Here is a 25,361-nt window from a genome sequence, read left to right as displayed (position 1 = left end):
TCTCATGGCGTGGGGGAGGCACGGCGGGCGTCCCGGCCCGCCGTGCCGCACGGTCAGAGGAACAACCCGCCGGTGGCCAGCACGTTCTGCCCGGTCACCCAGCGCCCGTCGGGGCCCGCCAGCATCGCGACCACCGCGGCGATGTCGTCGGGCCTGCCCAGCCGCCCCAGCGCGGTGAATGTCGGCGTCATCTCCAGCGCCTCCGGCGGGTTGGCGCCCCGCAGCATGTCGGTGTCCGTGGCGCCGGACGAGACCACGTTCACCGTGATCCCGCGCCCGCCCAGCTCCCGCGCGGCCACCTTGGCGAACTGCTCCATGGCGCCCTTGCTGCCGCAGTAGAGCGCCAGGGCCGGCGCGGGCAGCCGTGTGTTGAGCGAGGAGACGTTGATGATCCGGCCGCCGTCGCGCATGACCCGCCCGGCCCACTGGATGGCCAGGAAGACGGCCCTGGTGTTCACCGCGAACACCCGCTCGTAGTCCTCGTCCGTGATGTCGGCGATGGGCTTCTGCGCCTCGGCGGTCGCCGCGTTGTTGACCAGGATGTCCACCCCGGGCAGCCGCGCCTCCGCCTCGGCGAACAGCCGCGCCAGGTCCTGCTTGTCGCCGAGGTCGGCTCGTACGGCGTGCGCGCCCGTCTCCTCGGCCACCTGCTCCGCCGCCTCGCCCGAGCTGGCGTAACAGAAGACGACTTCCGCGCCGTCGCCGGTCAGTCGCTCCACGATGGCCTTGCCGATGCCCCTGGAACCTCCGGTAACCAATGCTCCTTTTCCGGAAAGTACGCTCATCCCGCCAACCTATGGTGGCCCGCGTCCAGCGGGCCGGCACAGGCTGCGATTTCTGCGCCCTATGCCCTGAGCATGATCTTGCGAGCTTCGTTCCGCGGGAGGCGGTCGACGTACAGCTTGCCGTCGAGGTGCTCGGTCTCGTGCTGGAAGCAGCGGGCGAGAGAGCCGCGGGCCTTGACGCGTACCGGCCGCTGCAGCCGGTCCAGGCCCTCGACCGTGACGCCCGCGGCGCGCCCGACCGTCGCGTAGATCGGCTGGCGGGACTGGCGGTCGGGCACGGACAGGCAGCCCTCTTCGTCGAGCACCTCTTCTGGGTCGTCGACGGTGAGCAGCGGGTTGATCACGTGACCCTTGCGCCCGGCGATGTCATAGACGAACAGCCGCCGCGACACGCCGATCTGCGGGCCGGCCAGCCCCACGCCATTGACCGCGTACATGGCCTGGAACATCTCGTCGATCAGCCGGCGCAGCTCGCGGTCGAAGTCGGTCACCGGCTCGGCGGGCGTGCGCAGGACCGGATCGCCGATGACGCGGATCTCTCGCATGGCTCTCTGCTTTCGCTTTCGTAAGGACTGGACAACGGTGGAGGCCCTTACTCTAGTCAGCGAGCCCGATCGGCGGGGCTGTGGAAGACTGGGCGGGTGCGTGTCTACATCGGTGCCGACCATGCCGGCTATGAGCTCAAGAACCATCTCGTGTCCTGGCTGAAGGACCACGGGCACGAGGTGACCGACTGCGGTCCCTTCGTCTATGACGCCGAGGACGACTACCCGGCGTTCGTCCTGCGGGCGGCCGAGGGCGTCGCCGGCGACCCCGGCAGCCTGGGGGTGGTGATCGGAGGGTCCGGCAACGGCGAGCAGATCGCCGCCAACAAGGTGCGCGGCATCCGCGCGGCCCTGGCCTGGAGCGAGGAGACGGCCGGCCTCGCCCGCGAGCACAACAACGCCAACGTGGTCAGCGTCGGCGCCCGCATGCACTCCGTCGAGGACGCCACGAGGTTCGTGGAGGTCTTCCTGACCACGTCGTTCTCCGGCAGCGAGCGCCACAGCAGGCGGATCGCGCAGCTGGCCACGTACGAGACGATCGGCCAGCTGCCCTCGCTTCCCTAGCCCTTGCGCTTGGAGTCGCGCCTGGGCATCTCGTCACGCAGGGGCCGCCGGTCGGCGGCCTCCTGCTGCTCTTTCGACGGCTTCGACACATCGCGGGCACGCATGGCGACGACCGCCGTGATCTGCAGACTTTGCAGCGCCATGCCGTCGAGCCTACGCCAGAACGCCCCCGCCGTCAGAACGTCAGCCCCGCCCAGGGCTTCGGGCTCCACGACATGGCGGTGGCCAGCCTGCGCACGCTGCCGGGGTTGTGCTCGCGCAGCAGGCCCGCGTCGAGCTGCTCGCCGAGCAGGCCGTCACCCAGGTACGCCGACCCCAGCGCGGCCACCGGCAGCGTCACGTCCGGCTCCTCCTCCACCGGCTTGCACTCCGCCCCCGACAGGTCGGCGGTGAGCCGCCAGCGGCGGGCGTTCCACGGGCACACGTCGTCCTCGACCTCGACCACCAGGTCCACGGGAGCGGCGTAGGCCCGCGAGCTCAGCGCCCGGTCGACCTCGACCAGGCGTACCCAGAGCTCGTCCGCCCAGCTCGCGCGGAGCTGGCGCTGGTCGGCCAGCAGGGCGATCAGCGGGTCGTCCACCGGCCTGCCGCCCGCCTCGAGCTTGGTGACCAGGTCGCGGTCCAGCACGCTGCGCCAGAGCAGGGCGTAGGCCGCCGGGTCGGCCGCCTCCAGCTCGTACAGCTTCAGGGTGCCGTCGGGGACGCCGTTGTCGTCCCAGGAGGACTTGATGCGGAACAGGGCGTAGCCGCGCACGCCGCCGTCGTCCTCGGCCAGGATCGAGCGCAGCGTTCCGGCGCCGCGCTGGTCGAACTCCTCGTCGGCCAGCAGGCCGTCCCAGGTCTGGGACCTGCGCTCGTACCGGCCGGGGCGGCGGGTCACGACGGAGGCGAACAGCTTCTCCAGCTCGCCGCGCACGTCGGCGGGCTTGGCGACCCGGAGCCGGAGCGACGGGTCCTGGGGTGCCTCGCGGACGAACGCCGAGGCGTGCTTGTGGATCCGGAACGCCAGCTCGCCGGCGGCCCTGCCGTATCCGTACCGGCCGTAGATGAGCGCCTCGGAGGCGTAGAGGGCGGCCACGGACTCGCCGCGCTCGCGTATGTCGGTGAGCTGCCTGCGCATCAAGGAGGACAGCACGCCCCGGCGCCGGTGGGAGGGGAGCACGCTGACGGCGGTCACCCCGGCCACGGGCAGCTGCCCGCCGGGGATCGTCATCGTGAGGCTGAAGATGGAGGTGACTCCGGCGATCGTGTCGCCGTCGAAGGCGGCCAGCGTGCGGTCGAACTCGGTCTCCGCCTTGAATCGCCCGGCCTGCGTGGGATGCGGCGTCCAGCCGAACGCCTCTTCGAGCACTCCGGCGAAGGCCGGCCACTCAGACTCGTCAATCGGACGGATCGGATACGTCATCCGTCCACGGTAGGAGCGGGCAAAGGGGAAGGGCCACCCAATATACGTGCTTAATGATCAAGGCGTTGGTCAAGTGGGCTGCCCAAACACGGGTCAGACCGATACAGTCAGGCGCATCATGAGTTCCCGACCGGCGCCGCTCATCCCGCCACGGGTCCGTGCGGTCCTGGTGCGGGTGCCGTTTCTGGTGCCCATCGTCCGGTTCGTTCGGCGCGTGCTGCTGGCCCGGGACCGCAGTCTGCTCAGCACGCTGATCGTGCTGGCGCTCGTCATCGGGTTCCTCGCGGCCGAGGTCTCGACCGAGTGGTTCTCGCCCTCGCTGCTCATCCTGGTCACCCTCGTCGGCGGGCTCCAGCTCCGGCTGCGCAGCCTGGTCAAGTTGCTGGTGGGGGTCGGGGTCGCGCTCGGCTACGTCGCGGCCACGCTGGGCGCGAGCCGCGTCGGGCTGGGGCTGTCGGTGACGATCGTGTTCACCACCGTGCTCGCCGTGCTCATGGCCCGCACCAGGGGCAAGCTCGGCGTCCAGGGGCTGCGCGGCGACGCGATGCTGCTGGAGCTGCGCGACCGGCTCAGGAGCCAGGGCGAGCTGCCCGCGCTGCCGAAGGACTGGGGCGGCAAGGTGGTGCTCAAGCAGGCCGGCGGGTCCTCCTTCGGAGGAGACTTCATGGTCTCCATGCGCGACGGCAACTCCGTCGAGATCGCGCTGGTCGACGTGTCCGGCAAGGGCGTCGACGCGGGCACCAGGGCGCTGCTGCTGTCGGGCACGTTCGGCGGGCTGCTCGGCTCGGTCGACGACTTCCTGCCCGCGTGCAACGCCTACCTGCACCGGCAGCGCGGCGACGAGGGATTCGTCACGGCCGTGCACGTGCGTCTCGACCTGGCCACGGGCGACTACACGATCACCTCGGCCGGGCATCCGCCGGTGGTCAAGTTCGACGCTGGCACGGGCAACTGGCAGGTCGCCTCGGCCAAGGGCGTGGTGCTCGGCGTGGTTCCCGACCTGCACTGCGAGCCCGACAGCGGCACCCTGCGCAAGGGCGACGCGCTGCTGCTCTACACCGACGGGCTGATCGAGCAGCCGGGGCGCGACATCGACGCCGGCCTCGACCGGCTGCTCGGCGAGGCGGAGCGGCTGCTGCCCTCGGGGTTCCGCGACGGCGCCAGGGCGCTGGTGAACGCCATGTCCTCGGGACACAACGACGACTGCGCGCTGGTGCTCATCTGGCGGCCGTAGACCCGTGACGTTTCACATGGGCCGGTCGTGATGGCGGTCACTGGCAAGGGCCTCCGTCCGCCTGAGATCCTCTAGAGGTTCGGGCCCCGGCGGAGCGGCGCGGCTCCACCGGGGACCCGTCACAGCCAGCCGCTGTCGCTCGCGATGCGCACCGCGTCCAGCCGGTTCCGCGCTCCCGTCTTGCACATGATGCGCGACAGGTGGTTGCGTACGGTGCCGACCGACAGGAAGAGCTCGTCGGCGATCTCCGTCGAACGCGCCCCGCCCGCCGCGACCCGCAGCACGTCCAGCTCCCGCCGGGTCAGCGGGTTCGTCGCGCACTGCAGCGCCGCAACGGCCAACTCCGCCTCGATGGCCCGCTCTCCCGCCGCCACCTGGCGCACCCCCTCGGCCAGCCGCTCCGGCGGCACGCACAGGCTCATGAACCCGAGCGCCGGACCGGCCAGGGCCTCGCGCACCTGGGCGGGATTGGGGGAGGCCGACAGGATCAGCACCCCGCAGCGGGGCACGTGCTCGGCCAGCCGGTCGGCCACGGCAGGCCCCGGCAGGTCGAGGTCGACGACGGCCACGTCGGCCTCGGCGGTCCTCGCCGCGCGCACCACCTCCTCCGCGCGTTCGGCCTCGGCCACGACCCGCAGGTCGGGCTCGGCTCCGAGGGTGGCGAGCAGGCCACGGCGCACCAACGGCAGGTGCTCTGCGATCAGTATGCGGATCAAGACGTCCCCCTCCGTCGTCTCTTAGCGTGATCGGCCGATCGCGGGCTGTCAATGCTCTTCAAAAGCGGTAAGCCGTGCGGTGTGGCGAGTTCGACTACTCTGGGGCTGTCGGACCTTTCGTCTGTCCTCCGGTCCGCCCTGTCGTCTGCCTGGAGCGCGCCTAGATGAACTGGCTCTACGTCGTGGGGATCGTCCTCTTCCTGCTCGGGTTGATGGTCTCCATCGCGCTGCACGAGCTCGGCCACCTGCTCCCGGCCAAGCTGTTCGGCGTCAAGGTGACCCAGTACATGGTGGGCTTCGGCTCGACGGCGTGGTCACGACGCAAGGGCGAGACCGAATACGGCATCAAGTGGATCCCGTTCGGCGGCTACATCCGCATGATCGGCATGCTGCCGCCGCGTCCCGGCGACGAGCCCGGCAAGCTCAGGAGCACCGCGACGGGCCCGTGGCAGGGCCTGATCGAGTCCGCCCGCGACGCCGCCCAGGAAGAGGTGCGGCCGGGCGACGAGGAGAAGGTCTTCTACCGGAAGAAGTGGTGGCAGAAGGTCATCATCATGTCCGGCGGCCCGGCGATGAACTTCGTGCTCGCCTTCGTCTTCTTCAGCATCCTGCTGGTCGGCATCGGCCTGCCCACGCTGGCCCCGATCGTCTCGCCCGAGACCAACACGTGCGTGATCCCGATCTCGGAGCAGCGTACGGAGTGCAAGCCCACCGACAAGCCCACCCCCGCCGTCCAGGCGGGCATGAAGCCCGGCGACCACATCGTCGCCTTCAACGGCCAGAAGATCGGCTCCTGGGACGACGCCACCCGCCTGATCCGCTCCCACGGTCCCGGCGCGGTGCGGCTGGGCATCGTCCGCGACGGCAAGCCGATGACGGTCAACGTCACGCTCATCGCCCAGGACCGGCCCAACCTGGAGGACCCGCAGAAGATCGACAAGAACGTCGGCTTCCTCGGCGTGCTGCCCACCGAGGTCATGCAGCAGCAGACCATGGGCCAGGTCATCGGCTACATGGGCGAGCTGACGGCCAGGGTGGCCGGCTCGCTGCTCAACCTGCCGGAGAAGATGGTCGGCGTCTGGCACGCGGCCTTCTCCGGCGAGGAGCGCGACCCCGAGGGCCCCGTGGGCGTGGTCGGCGCGGGCCGCATGGGTGGCGAGATCCTGGCCTCCGACCAGCTGTCCACCGAGAAGAAGATCGCCATCTTCATCAACCTGCTGGCCGGCTTCAACCTCGCGATCGGCATGTTCAACCTCATCCCGCTGCTGCCGCTCGACGGCGGCCACATCGCCGGCGGGCTGTGGGAGGGCATCAAGCGGGCGTTCGCCAGGATCATGCGGCGGCCGGAGCCGGCTCACGTGGACATCGCCAAGGTGCTGCCGCTGACGTACGCGATCGCGATCGTGATGATGATCATGGCGGGCCTGCTCGTCTACGCCGACCTGGTCAACCCGCTCACGCTGACGAACTGAGGCCGCCGTGGACGCCCTGGAGCGGCTGCGGGGCCTGTGCCTGGCGCTGCCCGAGACGACCGAGCGGCTCTCGCACGGGGAGCCGACGTGGTTCGTCAGGGGCAAGAAGACGTTCGTGATGTTCGCCGATCACCATCATGACGATCGGCTGGCGTTCTGGTGCGCGGCCCCGCCCGGGGTGCAGGAGGAGATGGTGGCGGAGGACCCCGAGAGGTTCTTCCGGCCACCGTACGTGGGGCATCGGGGGTGGCTGGGGGTCTACCTGGACGTGCCGGACGTGGACTGGGCGGAGATCGCGGAGATCGTGACGGACGCCTACCGCCGGATCGCCCCCCAGTCCCTCGCCGCACGCCTGCCCTGACCCCGGGCCCGGCGCGGGTCGGCGCGGGTCGCCGCGGGTCAGTTCATCGAGATGTGCACGTGGTCGAAGTGGTTCTCGGTGACGCTGCCCCGGTCGGACATCGTGCTCCAGCCCGATCCGTGGTTGATCCGCTGCTTCCAGATCACGTACTTGACGCCCAGCTTGTCCTGGTTCTTGATCGCCCAGGCCGCGATCCGGTCGCCGAGTGCGTTGTTGACGGCGGTGGGCATCGAGCCGCCCGTGCTCATCATGAAGTCGCAGGCCCGGCCGAGCGGGTGCTCGCCGCTGGAGCCCGAGCGGAAGCAGCCCACCTCGAACGGCAGCGAGAAGTTCTTCTCCACCTGAGCCTTCATCAGCCGCGTACGCGAGGTGATGTTGTCCGTTCCCGTGGGCAGTTCGGGCGCCCAGGAGCCGTCGGACTTGCGGCCGGTGCCGAACGGCACCAGGTCCTCGAGCTTGTCCTTGATGTCGTCGATGACGTCCTCGGCCTCGTCGCGCTGCTCGGCCACCGTGGCCGTGTCCGACTCGATCCGGGCCGCCAGCGCCGCGGCCTCCTTGCTGGCCTGCTGCTTGTCGTCGCGGGCCGTGGCGACGCCCTGCACGACGGCCTGCTGCTCGGCGGTGAGCTGTTCGAGCAGGGCCGCGCTGCTGGCGTTCTGGGGCAGCATCAAGGTGGGCACGGACGGGTCGGCGTTCTGGTAGCGCAGGCGGGCGATCTCGGCGACCCGCTGCTCGGCCGTGGTCAGCGCCTGCTCGGCGGTGGCCAGCCTGGCCTCGGCCGTCTCGGCGGCCTGCTGGGCCTTGGCCAGCTCGACGCGCTTGAGGTTGTACCGCTCGATGAGCTTGTCGACCTTGGTGTTGAGCTGTTTGAGCTGGGCGCGGAGTTCGGCTTCCGTGGGTTTGGGGGCTCCCGACGCCGCGGTCGCCGGGAGGACGGCGATGGCGGCGGCGGCGATGAGACCGATGGCAAGAGTCGCGGGGGACGAAGCCGCCACGTAGGTGTTCCTCTCCCTCTGCCGGCCGGGTTAGCTGACGGGTTCGGGCAGGGGAGTTGATCCCTACCGCCGAAGCGGATTCACCCCAGGTGCGATGGGTCCCCGGCTCCCGGGCGACGCGCTCGGGATTAGGCGTGCCACGGCTGTTTCGGCCGGTGCATATGGGGATATTAGTGGTAGATCACGAGTCATGCGACCTTAAGTAGAAATCTATTAGTGATCTACTTGTGATCGAAGCATGCGTGCCGCCTCCTCCGGCAGCACGTCGTTGACGAAGGCGCCCATCGCGGACTCCGAGCCGGCCAGATACTTGAGCTTGTTCGCCGCCCGCCGGATGCTGAACAGCTCCAGGTGCAGATAGCCCAGCTCCCGGTCCTGGCGTACGGGTGCCTGGTGCCAGGCCGACACGTACGGCATCACCACCCCGAACAGCCCGTCCAGCGCCCGCAGGACCGAGGTGTAGAGGGGCGCGAACGCGGCCCGCTCCTCCTCCGTGAGCGCGGCCAGGTCGGGCACCTGCCGGTGCGGATAGAGGTGCACCTCGAACGGCCAGCGCGCGGCGGCGGGCACGAAGGCCGTCCACAGCTCGTTGGCGGCCACCACCCGCGTCCCCGCCTCCCGCTCGGCGGCCAGCACGTCGGCGAACAGGTTGCCCGGCCCCTTGTACCGGGCCGCCGCGCCGAGCTGCAGCCTGGTCCTGGGCGTGACGTACGGGTAGGCGTAGATCTGGCCGTGCGGGTGGGCGAGCGTGATGCCGATCTCCGCGCCCCGGTTCTCGAAGCAGAACACCTGCTCCACGCCCTCGATCGTGGACAGCTCGGCCGTGCGGTCGGCCCACGCCTCCATGACGAGCCCCACCTGGTCGTCGGAGAGCTTGGAGAAGGAGGACGAGTGGTCGGAGGTGAAGCACACCACTTCACACCGGCCCACACCCGGACGGACTTCGCTCAGGCCGCCCACTTCCTCGTAAGTCCCGAAATTTCCGGAGAAAGAGGGGAAGCGGTTCTCGAACACCACCACGTCGTAGTCGTAGGCGGGGATCTCCGACGACCGCGTGTCCGACGACGGGCACAACGGGCACTCGGCCGTGCCGCCGGTCGGCAGGAACGTCCGCGTCTGCCGGTGCCCGGCGATCGCGATCCACTCCTCGGTCAGCGGGTCGTAACGCAGCTCGGAGGCCACGGGGCGGGGCTCCAGCGGCCGCCGGTCGATCGCACTCCTGTCGGCGTCGTCACGCCGGTCGAAGTAGATGAGCTCCCGGCCGTCGGCCAGATGGGTGATGGTGCGCTTCAAAGCGAGCCCTCCGCGATGATGAGTTCTCCGGCCCGTTCGGCCAGCTCTGTTCGTGCGTCCTCGGGCAGCCCCGCGTCGCTGATGACCACGTCGGCCTCGGTCAGCTCGGCGATGGTGCTGATGCCGACCGTGTTCCACTTGGTGTGGTCGGCGGGGACCACCAGCCGGTGCGCGGCCGCGACCAGCTCCCTGTCGGTCTCGGACTCGAGCAGGTTGGGCGTGGTGAACCCGGCCCGCACGCTCATCCCGTGCACGCCGAGGAAGAGCGTGTCCACGTGCAGGCGGCGGATCGCCGCCACGGCGACCGGGCCCACCAGGGCGTCGGACGGCGTGCGCACCCCGCCGGTCAGCACGACGGTGCGGTCGGCGCGCGGGTTGCGGTGGAAGACCTCGGCGACCGGGATCGAGTTGGTGATCACGGTCAGCTCGGGCACGCCGATCAGGTGGTGGGCCAGCGCCCACGTGGTGGTCCCCGCCGACAGCGCCACGGCCGTGCCCGGTCGTACGAGCGTGGCCGCGTGCCGCGCGATGGCGTCCTTCTCCTGCTGCTGGCGGGCGGACTTGGCGGTGAAGCCGGGCTCCTCGGTCGAGCCGGGGCCGAGCGCGGTCGCGCCCCCGTGCACCTTCTCCAGCAGCCCGCGTTCGGCCAGCACCTCGAGGTCGCGGCGGATGGTCATGTCGGAGACGCCGAGCTCGCGTACGAGGTCGGCCACCCGGACGCCGCCATTGCTGCGCACGCGTTCGAGGATCGCCTGCTGCCGCTGCTGTGCGAGCACGCCCGCTCCTTCCAACAGATTCCACCAAATTATGACACGGAATTGTTGGGGAATGTTAGTTAGCGCGGAATGCTTGCGCTGGTCAGGGTGGGCAGGAGACGTTGGTCACTCCTGCCGTACCGATCAGCGGAGGCGAGTGCATGGCCAGGCGCGCACGCAAGGGCAAGGCACGCAAGAAGAAGAAGGCGAACCACGGCAAGCGTCCCACGGCGCGATGACCGGCGGGTGGCCGCCCTCCCCGGCGGCCACCCGCGGCTCGCTCATCCCGGCAGCTGGGTGAGGGCCTGGTCGATGCGCTCCTGCGGCAGCGTGTAGTCCTCGAGCTGCCCGGCCAGATGGCGGTCGTACGCGCCGAGGTCGAAGAAGCCGTGGCCGCACAGGGCGGTCAGGATGACCTTCTCCTCGCCGCTCTCCTTGCAGCGCAGCGCCTCGGCGATGGTCTCGGCCAGCGCGTGCGTGGGCTCGGGGGCCGGCACGATGCCCTCGGTCCTGGCGAAGCGGATGCCGGCCTCGAAGCACTCGCTCTGGGAGCGGGTGACCGCCTCGAACATGCCCAGCTCGTACATGTGCGACAGCAGCGGCGACATGCCGTGATAGCGCAGGCCGCCCGCGTGGATCGGGTCCGGTACGAACGTGTGCCCCAGCGTGTGCATCTTGAGCAGCGGCGTGAACCCGGCCGTGTCCCCGAAGTCGTAGGCGTACGCGCCGCGCGTGAACGACGGGCAGGCCGCCGGCTCGACCGCGCGGAACACCGTGCCGATCCGCCCGGCCAGCTTCTCCCGCAGGAACGGGAAGGCCAGGCCGGCGAAGTTCGAGCCGCCGCCGGTGCAGCCGATGACCAGGTCCGGCAGCTCGGGCAGCTGCTTCAGCGCCTCCTCGCCGATCACGGTCTGGTGCATGAGGACGTGGTTGAGCACCGAGCCGAGCGCGTAGCGGGCGTCGGGCGTCGCCGCCGCCACCTCGACGGCCTCGCTGATCGCGATGCCCAGGCTGCCCGGGGAGTCGGGGTCGTCGGCCAGCACCTTGCTGCCCGAGCCCGTCACGGGGGAGGGGCTGGCGTGGACGGTGGCGCCGTACACCTGCATGAGGGAGCGCCGGTACGGCTTCTGGTCGTAGGAGGCGCGGACCATCCAGACCTGGCACTCCACGTCGAACTGGGAACAGGCGAACGCCAGGGCCGAGCCCCACTGCCCGGCGCCGGTCTCGGTGGTCAGCAGTCGCACGCCCTCCCGGGCGTTGTAGTACGCCTGCGGCACGGCCGTGTTCGGCTTGTGGGAGCCGGCGGGCGAGCCGCCCTCGTACTTGTAGTAGATCCGGGCCGGCGTGCCGAGCGCCTTCTCCAGCCTGCGCGCCCGGATCAGCGGCGTCGGCCGCCAGAGCCGGTAGACGTCCAGCACCTCCTGCGGGATCGGGACGAACCGCTCGCCGCTCACCTCCTGCCCGATCAGTTCCATCGGGAAGAGCGGAGCCAGGTCGTCGGGGCCTATGGGCTGCCGCGTGCCCGGATGCAGCGGTGGAGGAGGCGGGGTGGGCAGATCGGGAACGATGTTGTACCAGTTGCTGGGGATCATCGCTTCAGTCTGCGCCGCCGGTGGGTCAGGTTCCAGACCCGCCACGGACCAGCACGGCCGGTCGCCGGGGATGGTCGGCCCGCACCACGACGTCGGCCGCCTCCTGGGGCCGCGCCTCCCGCTCGTAGCGCTCGTAGGCCGGCAACCGCCACCGCTCGTCCTCCGGGGTGCCGCGTTCGAGCGCCCCCGGCGACAGCCACAGGTGCACGCTCACCTCGAACGCCAGCCCCCGACCCAGCAGCAGCGTCCCGTCGACGACGACCACCCCGCCCGGCGGCAGCTCCGCGTACGGCACCCGGTACGCCCGATCGATCCCGCTGTCCCACAGCGCCGGCAGCACCCGCCCCGGCCCGCCCGGCTCCAGCGGGTCCAGCACCTCCCGGCGCAGCGCCTTGGCGTCGAGCCAGTCGTCGTAGAAGGCGTCGGGATCGGTCCTGCCGTATTCCAGCCGTAGCGAGGCGGGCCGCAGGAAGTCGCCCGCCGACACCCGCACCACCTGCCGCCCCCGCAGCCGGAGGGGTGCGACCAGCTCGTCGGCCAGCGCGTCCGGGCGTGTCGCGGGCGCCCCGTCCACGGCCACCCGCACCCACGATCCCGGCGGCCGGGCGGAGATCAGCTCGGCCAGCTCCTCGACGAGGGCCTCACGGGAGATCGGTCGCGCGCGCATCGAGCACAGCTTATGGGCGCGGGAAATGCCTTCGACAAGGCCGTCGCGGGCGGCCTAGATTGCCCGGCATGGCTCGGTGCGACTGCGGTGCGGACTCCGGCCCGCTCGGCGTGTGCGCGGACTACTACCACGCGATCCTGGCCGAGGAGCAGGGCGATCCCGGGATGTACCGGTGGCACGCGGTCGTGGTGTGCGCGTACGTGCTGCAACATCCTTCCGCCGGCCGCGGGAAGTCCCTGGACGGCCAGTTCCGCCTGCTGCAGCTCTACGCGCACCAGGGCCTCGACGCGCTGCTGCGCCTGCAGGCCCACCAGGTGGCGCGCAACAACCACAGGGCCCGGTCGGGCTACGACATGAGGCCGCTGGCGCCGTACGCACCGCTTCCGGCCGGCGGCCCACCCGCGCACTTCCGCGCCGCCTTCACCGGACTGCCGGTCAGCGACGGCAGCTTCGTCGCCGACGGCCACCCCCCGTACGGGCACCGCATCCATGCCGTCGCCGAGGCGACGCTGGAATCGTGGGCCGAACTCCTCGACCCCGGCGACCACCACGAAGGCCAGGCACCCCACCCGGGATGACCTGGCCTTTCGCTGCCTGGAGCGGACGACGGGAATCGAACCCGCGTAGCTAGTTTGGAAGACTAGGGCTCTACCATTGAGCTACGTCCGCGCGAACCGGTCGAACTCTGGTCTAGACTTCATCCGGTCGTCAGGGCGTAAGCGTACCGGAGACAGGGACCGCATGCGCACTCGACGAAACGGGGCGTGGCGCAGCTTGGCAGCGCGCTTGCTTTGGGAGCAAGAAGTCGCAGGTTCAAATCCTGTCGCCCCGACCAGCCAGAAGGCCCCATCCGAATCGGGTGGGGCCTTCTGAGTGCCCAAGCGGGTGCCTGACCATCGGCACGGGGGCGGAGGAGCACGAAGAGCCGTCCCAGCTGTCCCGGTGAGAAGCAGCCGGCTCTTGATGTCCTCGGTGGTGGACGGCAAGATCACGCCGTGACCGACTACAAGCAGGTGGCCGACGCCTTGGGGAACACCACCTGGATCACCTGGTGTACGGGCGCCACCCTGGACGATGTCCTCGCCCCCTACGGCGGAAGCCATCACCTGGTGACTGCCGCCACGTTCAGCGAAGCCAACGAGGACGCGCACTTCTATCTCGCAGGTCCGCCTCTCTCAGGCAGGCGTGTGCCTGGACGTCGGCTGGAGCGACTTCGGCCCGCCTTTTGTTACGTACAGGGAGAAGGGGCGCGTTGTGGTGAGCTTCGAGGGCACGGGGTGGGAGTACGACGCCACGCCCGACCAGGAGACGGTGGAGCGCTGGATGCGCACCACCCCCGGCGGGTTGGAGGGGTGGCAGGCCAACTACGGCACGGCGTCGCTGATGACGGCGGAGGCCATCATGGGCGCTCCTATGGACGAGCAGTGGCTGGCGCGAGAACACACCTGCATAACGCATAGAAGGGGCTGACTCGGAGCGGCCTCGTCCACGTTCGGTGAGCCTGGGAGAGCTGCTGAAACATGTTGCAGCGCCGTGCGAAGCACCGCCCGAAACGGCGGGCGAAGCTCCGAACAGCCCTGGCAGCAGTCACCCGCCCGCTTGACGATCGGGGCGAACGCAGGTTCAAGTCCTGTCGCCCGTTTCCGGCGTTCGTGCGCGAACGCCGACGCCGGCGACCCTCCCCGGGCGACGGCAAGGGTGCACCTAGGTGCACCCCGTACGGTACCCAGCCCGATGGTCCCTCCCGACCTGCCTCCTTAGCGTAGAGATCATCGACGACGAGGAGGTACGGATCGTGACCACGGCACCGCACCAGACCACCACCGGCCGCGTGGCCCACATCGCCCTGTGGGTCCTGCAGGTCGTCGTCGCCGGCGTCTTCGTGATGTCGGCCTTGGGGAAGTTCACCGGCGCGGAGCCGTCCGCGTCCACGTTCGAGGCGATCGGCCTGGGTGACTGGTTCCGTCACCTCATCGGGGTGCTGGAGGTGGCCGGGGCCGTGGCGCTGCTCGTGCCGCGGCTGGCCGGGGCGGCCGCGCTGGCGTTCGTCGGGCTGATGGCCTGCGCGGCGCTGACCGAGGTCTTCGTGTCCGGGGGCTGGGTGGTCCTGCCGCTGGTCCTGCTCGCGCTGAGTGCCGTGATCGCCTGGGGGCGCAGGGCGGGCGTGACGCGACTCTGGGCACGGGTCTCCGGGCGGTCGTAGCCCCGCGGGTCTCCGGGCGGCCCTGGAGCCGTACGGGCATGCTGGGGGCCGTGGATCTTTTCACGGACGACCCCATGGCCCGCCCGCTCACCTATCCGGGACGCATCCCGGCCGCCTCCGGCGTCCTGCTCGACGACGCGTACGTGCCCCTGCGGGCCGACGGGGACCCGGACGGCTGGCGGGCGGGGGAGGAGACGCTCGCCGCCCTGCTGGCAAGGGAGGGCGGCGAGGGGCTGGCGGCCCGCCACCGCGTCGTGGCCGTCGGCTCCAACGCCGCTCCCAGCCAGCTGCGCAGGAAGTTCCTCGACCACCGCGTACGCCCGTTCGTCCCCATGACGGTCGCCGAGGTACGCGGCGTCGCCCCCGGCGTCTCCGCCCACGTGAGCCGGTGGGGTTACGTACCGGCCGCGCCGATCGAGACCCCCGGCGAGACCTCCAGGCTGTTCGTGCTCTGGCTGGACGAGCACCAGCTCGCGGCGCTGGACCTCACCGAGCCCAACTACCGCCGGCGGCCCCTCGCCGACCCGATCACCCTGGAGTCCGGCACCCGCCTGCCACCCCCTTACGTGTACGAGGGCCGGCACGGCTGCCTCGCCACGGGAGACGGCCGGGCCCACCCCCGCCGCCTGACCTCCCAGAGGACGCTGATCCAGTCCCTCCTGGACGGATCCGCCGCCCTCCGCCACCTGTGCGGGAACACCCCCGAGGAGTTCGTGGACAACGTCAGGGACGACACCGTACGCGAGGCGGCCTACCGGCTCCTCCAGGCCGAATGCCGGGTCAGGCCCGGGCCGGGCAAGGGACCGGGCAAGGGGTCGGGCAAGGGGTCGGGAAACGGGTCGGGAAACGGGTCGGGGCCGGGGGACGCGGCCGGATAAGGTCGGGCCTCGTGACAGACACCCGAACTCCCCCTCCCCTCACCGGCGACGAGCCGACCGTCCTGAACAACTGGCTCGAATGGCACCGGGCGACCCTGGCCGTCAAGTGCGCGGACCTGTCGGACGAGCAGCTGCGCCTGCGCGCCGCCCCGCCCTCCACGCTCTCCCTGCTGGGCCTGGTCAGGCACCTGGCGCACGTCGAACGCAGCTGGTTCCGGCGCGTGCTCAACGGCGAGGACCTGCCCAAGCTCTGGGACAAGGACCGCGACAACGACGCCGACTTCAACGAGGTGGACACCGCCTCGGTCAAGGAGGCGTTCGCGACGTGGGAGGAGGAGATCGAGCACGCGCGCGCCATCTCGGCCGCCAAGCCGCTCGACGCCGTGGGCGATCGCAACGGGCAGGAATGCTCGCACCGCTGGATCCTCGTCCACATGATCGAGGAGTACGCCCGCCACAACGGTCACGCTGACCTGCTACGCGAGCGTATCGACGGCGTCACCGGCGAGTGACGGCACGCCCCGGGCCTCCGGCCCCTCCTGCCGGGGGCCGGGCTCAGCGGGATGGAGACGGTTCAGGCGTCGGCGCGGAACAGCGCCCATACGGCCTTGCCGCCGCGCGCCAGCGGGTCCCAGCCCCAGCACTGGCTGTAGGTTTCGACGATGTAAAGGCCACGCCCGTTCTCGGAGATGAAGTCGGGCTCCTTGGGACGCGGCACCTCGTCGCTGGGGTCGGCCACGGCGAGCAGCACGTGGGGGGCGACCCGCATCAGCAGCAGCTCTATCTCGCGGCGCCCGCGCGCGTACATCGCGTACCTGACCGCGTTCGTCACCAGCTCCGAGACCACCAGCGCGGCGTCGTCGCTCAGCTCGTGCAGGCCCCAGCCGCGCAGCGTCGAGCGGGTCACGTCCCTGGCCATCTTCACCGAGTCCGCCTGGAAGGGCAGCGGGCACGAGGTGGTGTACGGCTTGCCACCCATGAGCAGGCGGTCGAAACCCACCTCTCGGGTGATCTGGAGGCAATCGGCAGTGGCCAGAGGATCCTCCACCATGCCGCCGATACCTCCCCGTTCAGCCTTGGTTAGTGCATGTTTGGCCCAATATGCACTAAGCCATCATGGGTCACGATCGCCTGCAGCTGCAAGACCCAATGCACGTGCAAGTGCAATGTGCAGTAGCAAGCGGCGTTTTCGGGGCATAGATATCCGAATCGGACACGAGGTTGAGACCTTGTCATACCCGGCAATGTGGTGTCACTGTGTGTGCGGACCTTGATAGGAGGCAAAGTGACGCAGAACCAGCCGGGTTCCGGGCCGACGGCGCTGCGCATCCTCCTGGGCTCCCAACTGCGCAAGCTCAGGGAAGCGAAGAACGTCACTCGTGAGGAGGCCGGCCACCTCATCCGGGGGTCGGAATCCAAGATCAGCCGGATGGAACTCGGCCGAGTGGGGTTCAAAGAACGCGACGTGGCGGACCTGCTGACCCTGTACGGGGTCGTGGATCATCAGGCCCGCTCCGCCGTACTCGACCTGGTGGCCACCGCCAATGAGCCTGGCTGGTGGCACCGGTTCAACGACGTCCTGCCCACGTGGTTCCAGGCGTTCGTCGGCCTTGAAGAGGCCGCCGCCAGGATCAGGACCTACGAGGTCCAGTTCGTGCCGGGACTGTTGCAGACCAAGGAGTACGCAAGGGCTGTGGTGACCGCCGGTTCGGCGGGCATCGGGGCGGAGGAGATCGCCAGAAGGGTGGATCTCCGCCTGGAGCGCCAGCGGATGTTCGACAGGCCCGACGGGCCGGTCTTCTGGGCGGTGATCGACGAGGCCGCGCTACGGCGCCCCATCGGCGGCGCCGAGGTGATGAGGGCCCAGCTCGAGCACCTCATCGACCTGATGCGCCAGCCCAGCATCACGATCCAGATCATGCCGTTCAGCTTCGGCGGGCACAGTGCGGAGGGCGGGGCGTTCAGCATCCTGCGCTTCCCGGACACCGACCTGCCCGACGTGGTGTACGTGGAGCAACTCGCCAGCGCGCTCTACCTGGACAAGCGGGAAGATGTGGACCGATACACCGAGGTGATGGAGCGGCTCTGCGCCGTGAGCACCACCCCGGACGAGACGATCGAGTTGTTGAGGACGATCGCGGACGAGTTCTGACGGCGTCGGGCGTCGTGGTTGGGTATGCATCTGCCCTAGACTGGCCATCGGCGTTGGAACCCGCCGTGGCGGAGCATGCCCAACACCGCTCATGTGGGCGCGGCGCGTGAGCCGAACCGATGGACGCGCCCGCGATCACTCGTAGCTTGATCAAGGAGACCATTCCGTGAAGACCGCTGTCGAGGAGCTCAGCCCGACCCGGGTCAAGCTCACTGTCGAGGTGCCGTTCGACGAGCTGCGCCCGAGCATGGATGCGGCGTACAAGAAGGTCGCGCAGCAGGTGCGCGTCCCCGGGTTCCGGCCTGGCAAGGTTCCGGCCCGCATCATCGAGCAGCGCTTCGGCCGGGCGGTAGTGCTGGAGGAGACCCTCAACGACGCGGTGCCCAAGCTGTACGGCCAGGCCGTCGACGAGGTCGACGTGTTCCCGGTCAGCCAGCCGGACATCGAGGTCACGAAGATCGACGACGGTGAGCAGATCGAGTTCACCGCCGAGGTCGACATCCGGCCCAACTTCGACGTGCCCGACTACGCGGGCGTCGAGATCACGGTCGACTCCGCCGAGGTCTCCGACGAGGACGTGGACGCCCAGCTCGACGCGCTGCGCCAGCGCTTCGCCACGCTGACCGGCGTGGAGCGCGCCGCCGCCAACGGCGACTTCGTCGTCATGGACCTGCGCGCCGAGATCGACGGCAAGAACATCGAGGAGCAGCAGGCCAGCGAGGTCTCCTACGAGGTCGGCGCCGGCTCCGTGCTGCAGGGCCTCGACGACGCGCTCGAGGGCATGTCCGCGGGCGAGGAGAAGAGCTTCAAGACCGAGCTGGTCGGCGGTGAGAACGCCGGCGAGGAGGCCGACGTGATCATCAACGTCAAGTCGGTCAAGGAGAAGGTCCTGCCCGAGCTGGACGACGAGTTCGCCCAGCTCGCGAGCGAGTTCGACACGCTCGACGAGCTCAAGGCCAGCATCCGCGAGCAGTCCCGCCGCAACAAGCTGATCGACCAGGTCGTCCAGGCCCGCGAGAAGGCGCTCGACGCGCTGCTGGACCAGATCGACATCCCGCTGCCGGAGAGCGCGCTCAAGGCCGAGGTCGACGCCCGCAAGCACAACCTTGACCACCAGGTGGCCGAGAGCGGCCTCAGCCGCGACGCCTTCTTCCGCCTCTACCAGACGACGGAGGAGGAGCGTTTCGCCGAGTTCGAGACCAACTCCGCCAGGGCGATCAAGGTCGGGTTCGTGCTCGACAAGATCGTCAAGTCCGAGGAGCTGGGCGTCTCGGAGCAGGAGCTGACCAACTTCGTGGTGCGCCGCGCCATGGAGATGGGCGTGCAGCCGAACGAGCTGGCCAAGCACCTCGCCGACAACGACCAGCTCACGCTGGCCATGGTCGAGATCGTGCGCGACAAGGCCAAGTCGGTGCTCGGTGACGCCGCCAAGGTCGTCGACACCGAGGGCAACGAGGTCGACCTCAAGGCCATCTACACCGAGATCAACGGTGGCGAGGTCGTCGAGGAAGAGGCCGCCGCCTCCGACTCGGACGCCGACGCCGAGGGCAAGCCCGAGGCGTGACATCCGCCTGGGCGTCGAGGCCCCCGGACCGGAAACGGTCCGGGGGCCTCCGCTTTGGGGGCGCTGAGAGGGCCTGTGACGGCATCGCGGGCCGGTACGCGGCTCCGACGCCCCTGCGCGGCCTGCCCTACCCTGATCCGCCCTCTGAGCGCCCCGGGGAGGTGGGCGTCGCCCGCCGCCGGCCGGCCCTCGTGGGACGAAAGCCGCATTGGCCCGCAAAGGGAACAGGTGTGCGCACGGACGCACCTGCGCCGTCAGCGAACAGTCCGGGGGACCGGGCATGACCTGTAGGTGGCGCGCGTTAAGGTCACAAGCAAAGCCAATCGATTACGACGCATCGGAAGGTGACGCTGTGACCAGCCCGCCGACCTTCTATCAGCCTGAGTCGCGAGGCCGTGAGAACGGCTCGTCCTTCCGGCTTGAGGACCAGCTTTACCAGCGCCTGCTCCGCGAGCGCATCATTGTGCTCGGACAGGAGGTCAACGACGAGATCGCCAACCGCATCTGCGCCGAGCTCCTCCTGCTCGCGGCCGATGACCCCGAGCGGGACATCACGCTGTACATCAACTCGCCGGGGGGCTCGGTGAGTGCGGGCATGGCGATTTACGACATGATGGAATACGTGCCGAACGACGTATCCACGGTCGTGATGGGCATGGCCGCCTCCATGGGGCAGTTCCTGCTGACCGCGGGGGCGCGTGGCAAGCGTTACGGCCTGCCGCACGCCCGGGTGATGATGCACCAGCCGTCGGGCGGCATCGGTGGCACCGCCGCCGACATCGCCATCCAGGCCGAGCAGATGCTCTACGTGAAGAAGACGCTCGCCGAGCGGATCGCCTTCCACACGGGCCAGCCGCTGGACCAGATCGAGTCCGACTCCGACCGCGACCGCTGGTTCACGGCGGAGGAGGCCAAGGACTATGGCTTCATCGACCACGTCGTGCGCAGTGCGCGGCAGGTGCCCTCTGCGGGCCCGGTCTCTTAGGGGGAGCTGACATGAACATCCAAAGCCGTTACGTTCTCCCCTCCTTCGTCGAGCGCACGTCATACGGCGTGAAGGAGATGAACCCGTACAACAAGCTCTTCGAGGACCGCATCATCTTCCTCGGAGTGCAGATCGACGACGCGTCGGCCAACGACGTGATGGCCCAGCTGCTGACGCTGGAGTCGCTCGACCCCGACCGTGACATCAGCATCTACATCAACTCGCCCGGCGGTTCCTTCACCGCCATGACGGCGATCTACGACACGATGCAGTTCGTCCGGCCGGAGATCCAGACCGTCTGCCTCGGCCAGGCCGCCTCCGCGGCGGCCGTGCTGCTGTCCGGCGGCACCCCGGGCAAGCGCTTCGCGCTGCCCAACGCCCGGGTGCTGATCCACCAGCCGTCCACCGAGGGTGGCGGCCAGGGCAGCGACATCGAGATCCAGGCCCGCGAGATCCTGCGCATGCGCACGCTGCTCGAGGACATCGTGGCCAGGCACACGGGCAAGCCATCCGCCGAAGTCCGCAAGGACATCGAACGCGACAAAATTCTCAACGCGGACGAGGCAAAGGCGTATGGTCTGATCGATGACATTATCCCGTCCAGGAAGAAACGAGCTCAGGCCGTAGCTTCCTAGACGAGACGTGACGCACCGGAGCGCTGCCCTATAGGGCACGTTCCGGTGCGACTCGCCGCTAGGGGGCTCACTGAGGGCCCAGAAGACGGTAACGTCGAAACCTGAGCGGTTCGGCCTAGTCCGGAGGATGTCCGGAGACACTGCTCGCGGGAGCAAGCAGGGCGGTCCCACGCAAAGGAGTATCTGGGGTGGCACGCATCGGCGACGGGGGAGACCTGCTGAAGTGCTCTTTCTGCGGAAAGAGTCAGAAGCAAGTCAAGAAGCTCATTGCCGGTCCAGGCGTCTACATCTGCGATGAGTGCATCGATCTCTGCAACGAGATCATCGAGGAGGAGCTGTCCGAGTCCTCCGAGCTCAAGTGGGACAACCTGCCCAAGCCGAGGGAGATCTACGAGTTCCTCGACGCCTATGTCATCGGTCAGGACAAGGCGAAGAAGGCTCTCTCGGTGGCGGTGTACAACCACTACAAGCGGGTGCAGTCCGGTGACCGGGGCAGAGACGACGGCCTTGAGCTGGCCAAGAGCAACATCTTGTTGCTCGGGCCCACCGGCTCGGGCAAGACGCTGCTGGCGCAGACCCTGGCGAAGATGCTCAACGTACCCTTCGCCATCGCCGACGCCACCGCGCTGACCGAGGCGGGCTACGTCGGCGAGGATGTCGAGAACATCCTCCTCAAGCTCATCCAGGCCGCCGACTACGACGTCAAGAAGGCCGAGACCGGCATCATCTACATCGACGAGGTCGACAAGATCGCTCGCAAGAGCGAAAACCCGTCGATCACGCGCGACGTCTCCGGCGAGGGTGTGCAGCAGGCGCTGCTGAAGATCCTGGAGGGCACCACGGCCTCGGTGCCTCCGCAGGGCGGCCGCAAGCACCCGCACCAGGAGTTCATCCAGATCGACACGACCAACGTGCTGTTCATCTGCGGTGGCGCGTTCGCCGGTCTGGAAAAGATCATCGAGTCGCGCATCGGCAAGAAGGGCATCGGCTTCAACGCCATCATCCGGTCGAAGGAAGAGGTCGACACGGCCGACATCTTCGGCGACGTGATGCCGGAGGACCTGCTGAAGTTCGGCATGATCCCCGAGTTCGTCGGCCGCCTGCCGGTCATCACCTCGGTGCACAACCTCGACCGTGAGGCGCTCATCCAGATCCTCACCGAGCCGCGCAACGCGCTGGTCAAGCAATACCGCAAGTTGCTCGAGCTCGACGGGGTGGAGCTGGAGTTCACCGACGGCGCCCTCGAGGCCATCGCCGACCAGGCCATCCTGCGCGGCACCGGCGCCCGCGGGCTGCGCGCCATCCTGGAGGAGGTGCTCCAGTCCGTCATGTACGAGGTGCCCTCCAGGCAGGATGTCGCCCGGGTGGTCATCACCCGCGAGTCGGTGCTCGAGCACGCCATCCCGACGCTCGTGCCGCGCGACCAGCTCGCCGCCAAGCAGCAGCGCACGCCGCGCGAGAAGTCGGCCTGACACTCGCCTGCGGTTCCGCGAACGCCCCGTGGTTTCGAACCATGGGGCGTTTCGCTTGCCCGCCTCCCTAGAATTGGTCACTGTGACAACGCCAGAGCTGCCTACCCAGTACACACCGGCCGACGTCGAGACCCGTAGCTACGAGCGCTGGGTATCCGAAGGCTACTTCCGCGCCGACCCGGGCAGCTCGCGCGAGCCGTACAGCATCGTCCTGCCGCCGCCCAACGTGACGGGCGTGCTGCACATCGGGCACGCCCTCGACCACTCCATCCAGGACGCGCTGACCCGCCGCGCGCGCATGCGCGGCCTCGAGACGTTGTGGCTGCCCGGCATGGACCACGCCGGCATCGCCACCCAGAACGTCGTCGAGCGCGAGCTGGCCAAGCAGGGCAAGTCCCGCCACGACCTGGGGCGCGAGGCGTTCGTCGAGCGGGTCTGGGAGTGGAAGGAGGAGTCCGGCGGCCGGATCCTCGGCCAGATGCGCAAGCTCGGCGACGGTGTCGACTGGTCGCGCGAGCGGTTCACGATGGACCCGGGGCTGTCGCGGGCCGTGCAGACCATCTTCAAGAAGCTGTTCGACGACGGGCTGATCTACCGCGCCGAGCGGATCATCAACTGGTGCCCGCGCTGCCTGACCGCGCTGTCCGACATCGAGGTGGAGCACAGCGAGGACGAGGGCGAGCTCGTCTCGATCCGCTACTCCGACGAGATCGTGGTCGCCACCACGCGCGCCGAGACCATGCTCGGCGACACCGCCGTGGCCGTGCACCCCTCCGACGAGCGCTACGCCCACCTGATCGGCACGATGGTGGAGGTGCCGCTCACCGGCCGCATGATCCCCGTGGTCGCCGACGAGCACGTCGATCCGGCGTTCGGCACCGGCGCGGTCAAGGTGACCCCCGCCCATGACCCCAACGACTTCGAGATCGGCCGGCGCCATTCGCTGCCGTCGCTGACGGTGATGGACGAGCGCGGCGTGATCACCGCTCACGGGCCGTTCCAGGGGCTCGACCGCTTCGAGGCCCGGCCCGCCGTGGTCGCCGCGCTGCGCGCCGATGGCAGGATCGTCGCGGAGAAGCGGCCCTACGTGCACTCGGTCGGTCACTGCTCGCGCTGCAAGACCGTGGTCGAGCCCAGGCTGTCGCTGCAGTGGTTCGTCAACGTCGCGCCGCTGGCCAAGGCCGCGGGCGACGCCGTCCGCGACGGGCGCACCCGCATCCACCCGCCGGAGCTGGCCAAGCGCTACTTCGACTGGGTCGACGACATGCACGACTGGTGCATCTCCCGGCAGCTCTGGTGGGGTCACCGCATCCCGGTCTGGTACGGCCCCGCCGGTGAGGTCGTGTGCGTGGGCCCCGACGAGGAGCCGCCGGCCGGCTACACGCAGGACTCCGACGTCCTCGACACCTGGTTCTCGTCCGGCCTGTGGCCGTTCTCGACGATGGGCTGGCCCGACCAGACACCCGAGCTGGCGCGCTTCTACCCGACGTCCGTGCTGGTCACCGGCTACGACATCCTGTTCTTCTGGGTCGCCAGGATGATGATGTTCGGGCTCTACGCCATGGACGGAGAGCCGCCGTTCCGCGTCGTCGCCCTGCACGGCATGGTCCGCGACCAGTACGGCAAGAAGATGTCCAAGTCGTTCGGCAACGTGGTCGATCCCCTCGACTGGATCGACCGCTTCGGCGCCGACGCCACCCGCTTCACCCTGCTGCGCGGCGCCAACCCCGGCTCCGACGTCGCGGTGAGCGAGGAATGGGCGGCCGGCTCCCGCAACTTCTGCAACAAGATCTGGAACGCCACCAGGTTCGCCCTGATGAACGGCGCCGCCGTGGGCTCACTCGACGGCGCCGAGCTGACCGCGGCCGACCGGTGGATCCTGTCGCGCCTGCAGACCGTCGTCACGGCGGCCGACGCGGCTTTCGAGGAGTTCGAGTTCGCCAAGGCGTCCGACCTGCTCTACCACTTCGCGTGGGACGAGGTCTGCGACTGGTACCTGGAGCTGGCCAAGATCCAGCTCGGTGAGGGGCTGGAGCACACCCGGCTGGTGCTCGGCCACGTGCTCGACGCCATCCTGCGGCTGCTGCATCCGCTGGTGCCGTTCGTGACCGAGGAGCTGTGGCGGGCCGTCACCGGCGGCGAATCGCTCGTCGTGGCGCCGTGGCCGGTGGCCGAGGCGCGCTACGCGGACCGCGCGGCCGAGGCGGAGATCGAGGCACTGCAGGAGCTGGTGACGGAGGTCCGCCGGTTCCGGTCGGACCAGGGGCTCAAGCCGGGCCAGAAGGTGGCCGCGCGGCTCGGGCTGAGCGGCACGCCGCTGGCCGGCCAGGAGTCGGCGATCTGGGCGCTGCTGCGCCTGACGGACCCGTCGGAGTCGTTCAACGCCACGGCGCGGTTCGCGGTGGGGGCGGTGACGGTGGAGATCGACACCGCCGGCGCCATCGACGTCGCCGCGGAGCGCAAGCGCCTGGAGAAGGATCTCGCGGCCGCGCGCAAGGAGGCCGCCCAGGTGGCCGCCAAGCTGGGCAACGAGCAGTTCATGGCCAAGGCGCCGCAGGACGTGGTGGACAAGGTCAGGAGCCGGGCCGAGCAGGCGTCCGCCGACATCGAGCGGCTGGAGGCTCAGCTCGCCGGGCTGGGTGTTTGAACCGTACGTACGAGGGGAAGGTCCATTCGTTACCGAAGATGGACCTTCCACGGGCCTGAGGCTGCTACAGTTTTCAACGCGGGGCCAATCAGCCCTGACATCCCTGTGAACAAACCCCGACTTCCGGGTTGCGCCAGCCGCGCGGTTGGACAAGAGCCGAAAGTTAGAGTAAGTTAGCAGGGTTGCCTCCAAGCGAGGCGGGTCCGGAAGCTCCCGGATCGGGCGGTTTGACAAGGATCGTCCGGATCTGGTAGTCTAAAGGAAACGAAATGTGCGCCTCTCGCACTGGGGTCCGGAAGGGATCTCGGTGCGGATGTACGCGTCCGTTTCTTGAGAACTCAACAGTGTGTTAAAAGCCAGTGCATGATGCACAACCCCGTCATGGATTGATTGTGACGGATTCCTTTGGTTGATGTCCATCGTGGATGGATGTTGGCCAGG

Annotated in this window: 27 protein-coding genes, 2 tRNA genes and 1 riboswitch; of the genes, 17 read left to right on the top strand and 12 right to left on the bottom strand. The window is 69.3% G+C overall.

The window, feature by feature from the left end:
• Positions 1-53 precede the first annotated feature (53 nt).
• Together ACTWPW_RS22170 and def are read right to left on the bottom strand one after the other, a co-directional pair.
• A complete protein-coding gene (locus tag ACTWPW_RS22170; protein ID WP_443169796.1) occupies positions 54-758 on the bottom strand; it encodes an SDR family oxidoreductase in 705 nt (234 codons plus the stop codon).
• A gap of 86 nt (positions 759-844) precedes the next feature.
• The gene (def, locus tag ACTWPW_RS22165) at positions 845-1,330 is read right to left on the bottom strand and encodes a peptide deformylase (protein ID WP_375116186.1); all 486 of its coding nucleotides are present in this window, start codon (positions 1,328-1,330) and stop codon (positions 845-847) included.
• A 96-nt stretch (positions 1,331-1,426) separates the two neighbouring features.
• Between def and ACTWPW_RS22160 the strand changes: the two genes are divergently transcribed.
• The gene (locus tag ACTWPW_RS22160) at positions 1,427-1,894 is read left to right on the top strand and encodes a ribose-5-phosphate isomerase (RefSeq protein ID WP_364127340.1); all 468 of its coding nucleotides are present in this window, start codon (positions 1,427-1,429) and stop codon (positions 1,892-1,894) included.
• On the opposite strand, the gene ACTWPW_RS22155 is transcribed toward ACTWPW_RS22160, so the two are convergent.
• Together ACTWPW_RS22155 and ACTWPW_RS22150 are read right to left on the bottom strand one after the other, a co-directional pair.
• Positions 1,891-2,037 carry a hypothetical protein gene (locus ACTWPW_RS22155; RefSeq protein WP_357856309.1) on the bottom strand — a complete coding sequence of 49 codons (147 nt, stop codon included), beginning with the start codon at positions 2,035-2,037 and terminating at the stop codon, positions 1,891-1,893. The two genes, ACTWPW_RS22160 and ACTWPW_RS22155, sit on opposite strands and share 4 nt — an antisense overlap.
• A 32-nt stretch (positions 2,038-2,069) precedes the next feature.
• Positions 2,070-3,299, bottom strand: a complete 1,230-nt coding sequence (locus tag ACTWPW_RS22150) for a GNAT family N-acetyltransferase (protein ID WP_375116187.1) — start codon at positions 3,297-3,299, stop codon at positions 2,070-2,072.
• A 118-nt stretch (positions 3,300-3,417) separates the two neighbouring features.
• Between ACTWPW_RS22150 and ACTWPW_RS22145 the strand changes: the two genes are divergently transcribed.
• The gene (locus tag ACTWPW_RS22145; RefSeq protein ID WP_375116188.1) at positions 3,418-4,533 is read left to right on the top strand and encodes a PP2C family protein-serine/threonine phosphatase; all 1,116 of its coding nucleotides are present in this window, start codon (positions 3,418-3,420) and stop codon (positions 4,531-4,533) included.
• 119 nt (positions 4,534-4,652) lie between these two features.
• Here ACTWPW_RS22145 and ACTWPW_RS22140 read toward each other — a convergent pair whose 3' ends face one another.
• On the bottom strand, positions 4,653-5,249 hold the full coding sequence (locus ACTWPW_RS22140; RefSeq protein ID WP_443169795.1) for a LuxR C-terminal-related transcriptional regulator: 597 nt from the start codon (positions 5,247-5,249) through the stop codon (positions 4,653-4,655).
• A 164-nt stretch (positions 5,250-5,413) separates the two neighbouring features.
• Between ACTWPW_RS22140 and ACTWPW_RS22135 the strand changes: the two genes are divergently transcribed.
• Both ACTWPW_RS22135 and ACTWPW_RS22130 read left to right on the top strand, forming a co-directional pair.
• Positions 5,414-6,721 carry a M50 family metallopeptidase gene (locus ACTWPW_RS22135; RefSeq protein WP_375116190.1) on the top strand — a complete coding sequence of 436 codons (1,308 nt, stop codon included), beginning with the start codon at positions 5,414-5,416 and terminating at the stop codon, positions 6,719-6,721.
• Positions 6,722-6,728: 7 nt separating this feature from the next.
• On the top strand, positions 6,729-7,082 hold the full coding sequence (locus ACTWPW_RS22130) for an MmcQ/YjbR family DNA-binding protein (RefSeq protein WP_375116191.1): 354 nt from the start codon (positions 6,729-6,731) through the stop codon (positions 7,080-7,082).
• A 38-nt stretch (positions 7,083-7,120) separates the two neighbouring features.
• On the opposite strand, the gene ACTWPW_RS22125 is transcribed toward ACTWPW_RS22130, so the two are convergent.
• The 3 genes from ACTWPW_RS22125 to ACTWPW_RS22115 form a co-directional block, all read right to left on the bottom strand.
• Positions 7,121-8,077 (bottom strand): coiled-coil domain-containing protein, encoded by a 957-nt coding sequence (locus ACTWPW_RS22125; protein ID WP_443169794.1) that lies wholly within the window; start codon positions 8,075-8,077, stop codon positions 7,121-7,123.
• Between the two features lie 5 nt (positions 8,078-8,082).
• Positions 8,083-8,222: riboswitch (cyclic di-AMP (ydaO/yuaA leader) on the bottom strand.
• Positions 8,223-8,290: 68 nt separating this feature from the next.
• The gene (gene galT, locus ACTWPW_RS22120) at positions 8,291-9,370 is read right to left on the bottom strand and encodes a galactose-1-phosphate uridylyltransferase (RefSeq protein WP_364127358.1); all 1,080 of its coding nucleotides are present in this window, start codon (positions 9,368-9,370) and stop codon (positions 8,291-8,293) included.
• Positions 9,367-10,146, bottom strand: coding sequence for a DeoR/GlpR family DNA-binding transcription regulator (locus ACTWPW_RS22115; protein ID WP_375116194.1), 780 nt, complete (start codon positions 10,144-10,146; stop codon positions 9,367-9,369). The genes galT and ACTWPW_RS22115 overlap by 4 nt, the downstream gene beginning before the upstream one ends.
• Before the next feature lie 140 nt (positions 10,147-10,286).
• Between ACTWPW_RS22115 and ACTWPW_RS22110 the strand changes: the two genes are divergently transcribed.
• Positions 10,287-10,364, top strand: coding sequence for a 50S ribosomal protein bL37 (locus ACTWPW_RS22110; protein ID WP_371252575.1), 78 nt, complete (start codon positions 10,287-10,289; stop codon positions 10,362-10,364).
• A 42-nt stretch (positions 10,365-10,406) separates the two neighbouring features.
• Here ACTWPW_RS22110 and ACTWPW_RS22105 read toward each other — a convergent pair whose 3' ends face one another.
• Together ACTWPW_RS22105 and ACTWPW_RS22100 are read right to left on the bottom strand one after the other, a co-directional pair.
• A complete protein-coding gene (locus ACTWPW_RS22105; RefSeq protein ID WP_375116195.1) occupies positions 10,407-11,717 on the bottom strand; it encodes a TrpB-like pyridoxal phosphate-dependent enzyme in 1,311 nt (436 codons plus the stop codon).
• A 25-nt stretch (positions 11,718-11,742) separates the two neighbouring features.
• Positions 11,743-12,384 carry a uridine kinase gene (locus tag ACTWPW_RS22100; protein ID WP_375116196.1) on the bottom strand — a complete coding sequence of 214 codons (642 nt, stop codon included), beginning with the start codon at positions 12,382-12,384 and terminating at the stop codon, positions 11,743-11,745.
• Positions 12,385-12,452: 68 nt separating this feature from the next.
• Here ACTWPW_RS22100 and ACTWPW_RS22095 point away from each other — a divergent pair, with 68 nt between their 5' ends.
• Complete coding sequence (locus tag ACTWPW_RS22095) at positions 12,453-12,962, top strand: DUF5946 family protein (RefSeq protein ID WP_443169793.1); 510 nt, start codon at positions 12,453-12,455, stop codon at positions 12,960-12,962.
• A 17-nt stretch (positions 12,963-12,979) separates the two neighbouring features.
• Here the strand turns inward: ACTWPW_RS22095 and ACTWPW_RS22090 are convergent.
• Positions 12,980-13,053 (bottom strand) — tRNA-Gly (locus ACTWPW_RS22090).
• 89 nt (positions 13,054-13,142) lie between these two features.
• Between ACTWPW_RS22090 and ACTWPW_RS22085 the strand changes: the two genes are divergently transcribed.
• The 5 genes from ACTWPW_RS22085 to ACTWPW_RS22065 all read left to right on the top strand — a co-directional run bounded on the left by ACTWPW_RS22085 (position 13,143) and on the right by ACTWPW_RS22065 (position 15,977).
• Positions 13,143-13,219 (top strand) — tRNA-Pro (locus ACTWPW_RS22085).
• A 419-nt stretch (positions 13,220-13,638) separates the two neighbouring features.
• Positions 13,639-13,854: a hypothetical protein gene (locus tag ACTWPW_RS22080; protein WP_443169792.1), complete on the top strand. Its 216-nt coding sequence runs from the start codon at positions 13,639-13,641 to the stop codon at positions 13,852-13,854.
• Positions 13,855-14,179: 325 nt separating this feature from the next.
• Positions 14,180-14,587, top strand: coding sequence for a DoxX family protein (locus tag ACTWPW_RS22075; RefSeq protein WP_375116199.1), 408 nt, complete (start codon positions 14,180-14,182; stop codon positions 14,585-14,587).
• Between the two features lie 50 nt (positions 14,588-14,637).
• Entirely contained in the window at positions 14,638-15,465 is an 828-nt protein-coding gene (locus tag ACTWPW_RS22070; RefSeq protein WP_443169791.1) for a hypothetical protein, read from the top strand.
• 11 nt (positions 15,466-15,476) lie between these two features.
• A complete protein-coding gene (locus tag ACTWPW_RS22065; RefSeq protein ID WP_375116202.1) occupies positions 15,477-15,977 on the top strand; it encodes a DinB family protein in 501 nt (166 codons plus the stop codon).
• 62 nt (positions 15,978-16,039) lie between these two features.
• Here the strand turns inward: ACTWPW_RS22065 and ACTWPW_RS22060 are convergent, their stop codons facing one another.
• A complete protein-coding gene (locus ACTWPW_RS22060; RefSeq protein WP_443169790.1) occupies positions 16,040-16,516 on the bottom strand; it encodes an ATP-binding protein in 477 nt (158 codons plus the stop codon).
• 234 nt (positions 16,517-16,750) lie between these two features.
• Here ACTWPW_RS22060 and ACTWPW_RS22055 point away from each other — a divergent pair, with 234 nt between their 5' ends.
• From ACTWPW_RS22055 to ACTWPW_RS22030, 6 genes are all read left to right on the top strand, one after another.
• A complete protein-coding gene (locus ACTWPW_RS22055) occupies positions 16,751-17,617 on the top strand; it encodes a helix-turn-helix domain-containing protein (RefSeq protein ID WP_364127379.1) in 867 nt (288 codons plus the stop codon).
• Positions 17,618-17,783: 166 nt separating this feature from the next.
• Positions 17,784-19,181: a trigger factor gene (gene tig, locus ACTWPW_RS22050; protein WP_375116203.1), complete on the top strand. Its 1,398-nt coding sequence runs from the start codon at positions 17,784-17,786 to the stop codon at positions 19,179-19,181.
• Between the two features lie 352 nt (positions 19,182-19,533).
• Complete coding sequence (locus tag ACTWPW_RS22045; RefSeq protein ID WP_364127383.1) at positions 19,534-20,166, top strand: ClpP family protease; 633 nt, start codon at positions 19,534-19,536, stop codon at positions 20,164-20,166.
• Between the two features lie 11 nt (positions 20,167-20,177).
• Positions 20,178-20,801: an ATP-dependent Clp protease proteolytic subunit gene (locus ACTWPW_RS22040; RefSeq protein WP_357856360.1), complete on the top strand. Its 624-nt coding sequence runs from the start codon at positions 20,178-20,180 to the stop codon at positions 20,799-20,801.
• 188 nt (positions 20,802-20,989) lie between these two features.
• Positions 20,990-22,273, top strand: coding sequence for an ATP-dependent Clp protease ATP-binding subunit ClpX (gene clpX, locus ACTWPW_RS22035; protein WP_185067261.1), 1,284 nt, complete (start codon positions 20,990-20,992; stop codon positions 22,271-22,273).
• A 73-nt stretch (positions 22,274-22,346) separates the two neighbouring features.
• Positions 22,347-24,920, top strand: coding sequence for a valine--tRNA ligase (locus ACTWPW_RS22030; protein ID WP_443169789.1), 2,574 nt, complete (start codon positions 22,347-22,349; stop codon positions 24,918-24,920).
• The last annotated feature ends 441 nt before the right edge of the window (positions 24,921-25,361 follow it).

The sequence above is a fragment of the Nonomuraea sp. KM90 genome (assembly GCF_052246675.1).
GTDB lineage: Bacteria > Actinomycetota > Actinomycetes > Streptosporangiales > Streptosporangiaceae > Nonomuraea.
The sequence above is the reverse complement of the archived record's forward strand: the minus strand, read 5'-3'. Positions and strand labels throughout refer to the sequence as shown.

Bases quoted from the DNA above. Each gene is read 5' to 3' on its own strand.
- def (WP_375116186.1), bottom strand. From the start codon at position 1,330: ATGCGAGAGATCCGCGTCATCGGCGATCCGGTCCTGCGCACGCCCGCC.
- ACTWPW_RS22155 (WP_357856309.1), bottom strand. From the start codon at position 2,037: ATGGCGCTGCAAAGTCTGCAGATCACGGCGGTCGTCGCCATGCGTGCC.
- ACTWPW_RS22150 (WP_375116187.1), bottom strand. From the start codon at position 3,299: ATGACGTATCCGATCCGTCCGATTGACGAGTCTGAGTGGCCGGCCTTC.
- ACTWPW_RS22145 (WP_375116188.1), top strand. From the start codon at position 3,418: ATGAGTTCCCGACCGGCGCCGCTCATCCCGCCACGGGTCCGTGCGGTC.
- ACTWPW_RS22135 (WP_375116190.1), top strand. From the start codon at position 5,414: ATGAACTGGCTCTACGTCGTGGGGATCGTCCTCTTCCTGCTCGGGTTG.
- ACTWPW_RS22110 (WP_371252575.1), top strand. From the start codon at position 10,287: ATGGCCAGGCGCGCACGCAAGGGCAAGGCACGCAAGAAGAAGAAGGCG.
- ACTWPW_RS22105 (WP_375116195.1), bottom strand. From the start codon at position 11,717: ATGATCCCCAGCAACTGGTACAACATCGTTCCCGATCTGCCCACCCCG.
- ACTWPW_RS22100 (WP_375116196.1), bottom strand. From the start codon at position 12,384: ATGCGCGCGCGACCGATCTCCCGTGAGGCCCTCGTCGAGGAGCTGGCC.
- ACTWPW_RS22095 (WP_443169793.1), top strand. From the start codon at position 12,453: ATGGCTCGGTGCGACTGCGGTGCGGACTCCGGCCCGCTCGGCGTGTGC.
- ACTWPW_RS22060 (WP_443169790.1), bottom strand. From the start codon at position 16,516: ATGGTGGAGGATCCTCTGGCCACTGCCGATTGCCTCCAGATCACCCGA.
- ACTWPW_RS22040 (WP_357856360.1), top strand. From the start codon at position 20,178: ATGAACATCCAAAGCCGTTACGTTCTCCCCTCCTTCGTCGAGCGCACG.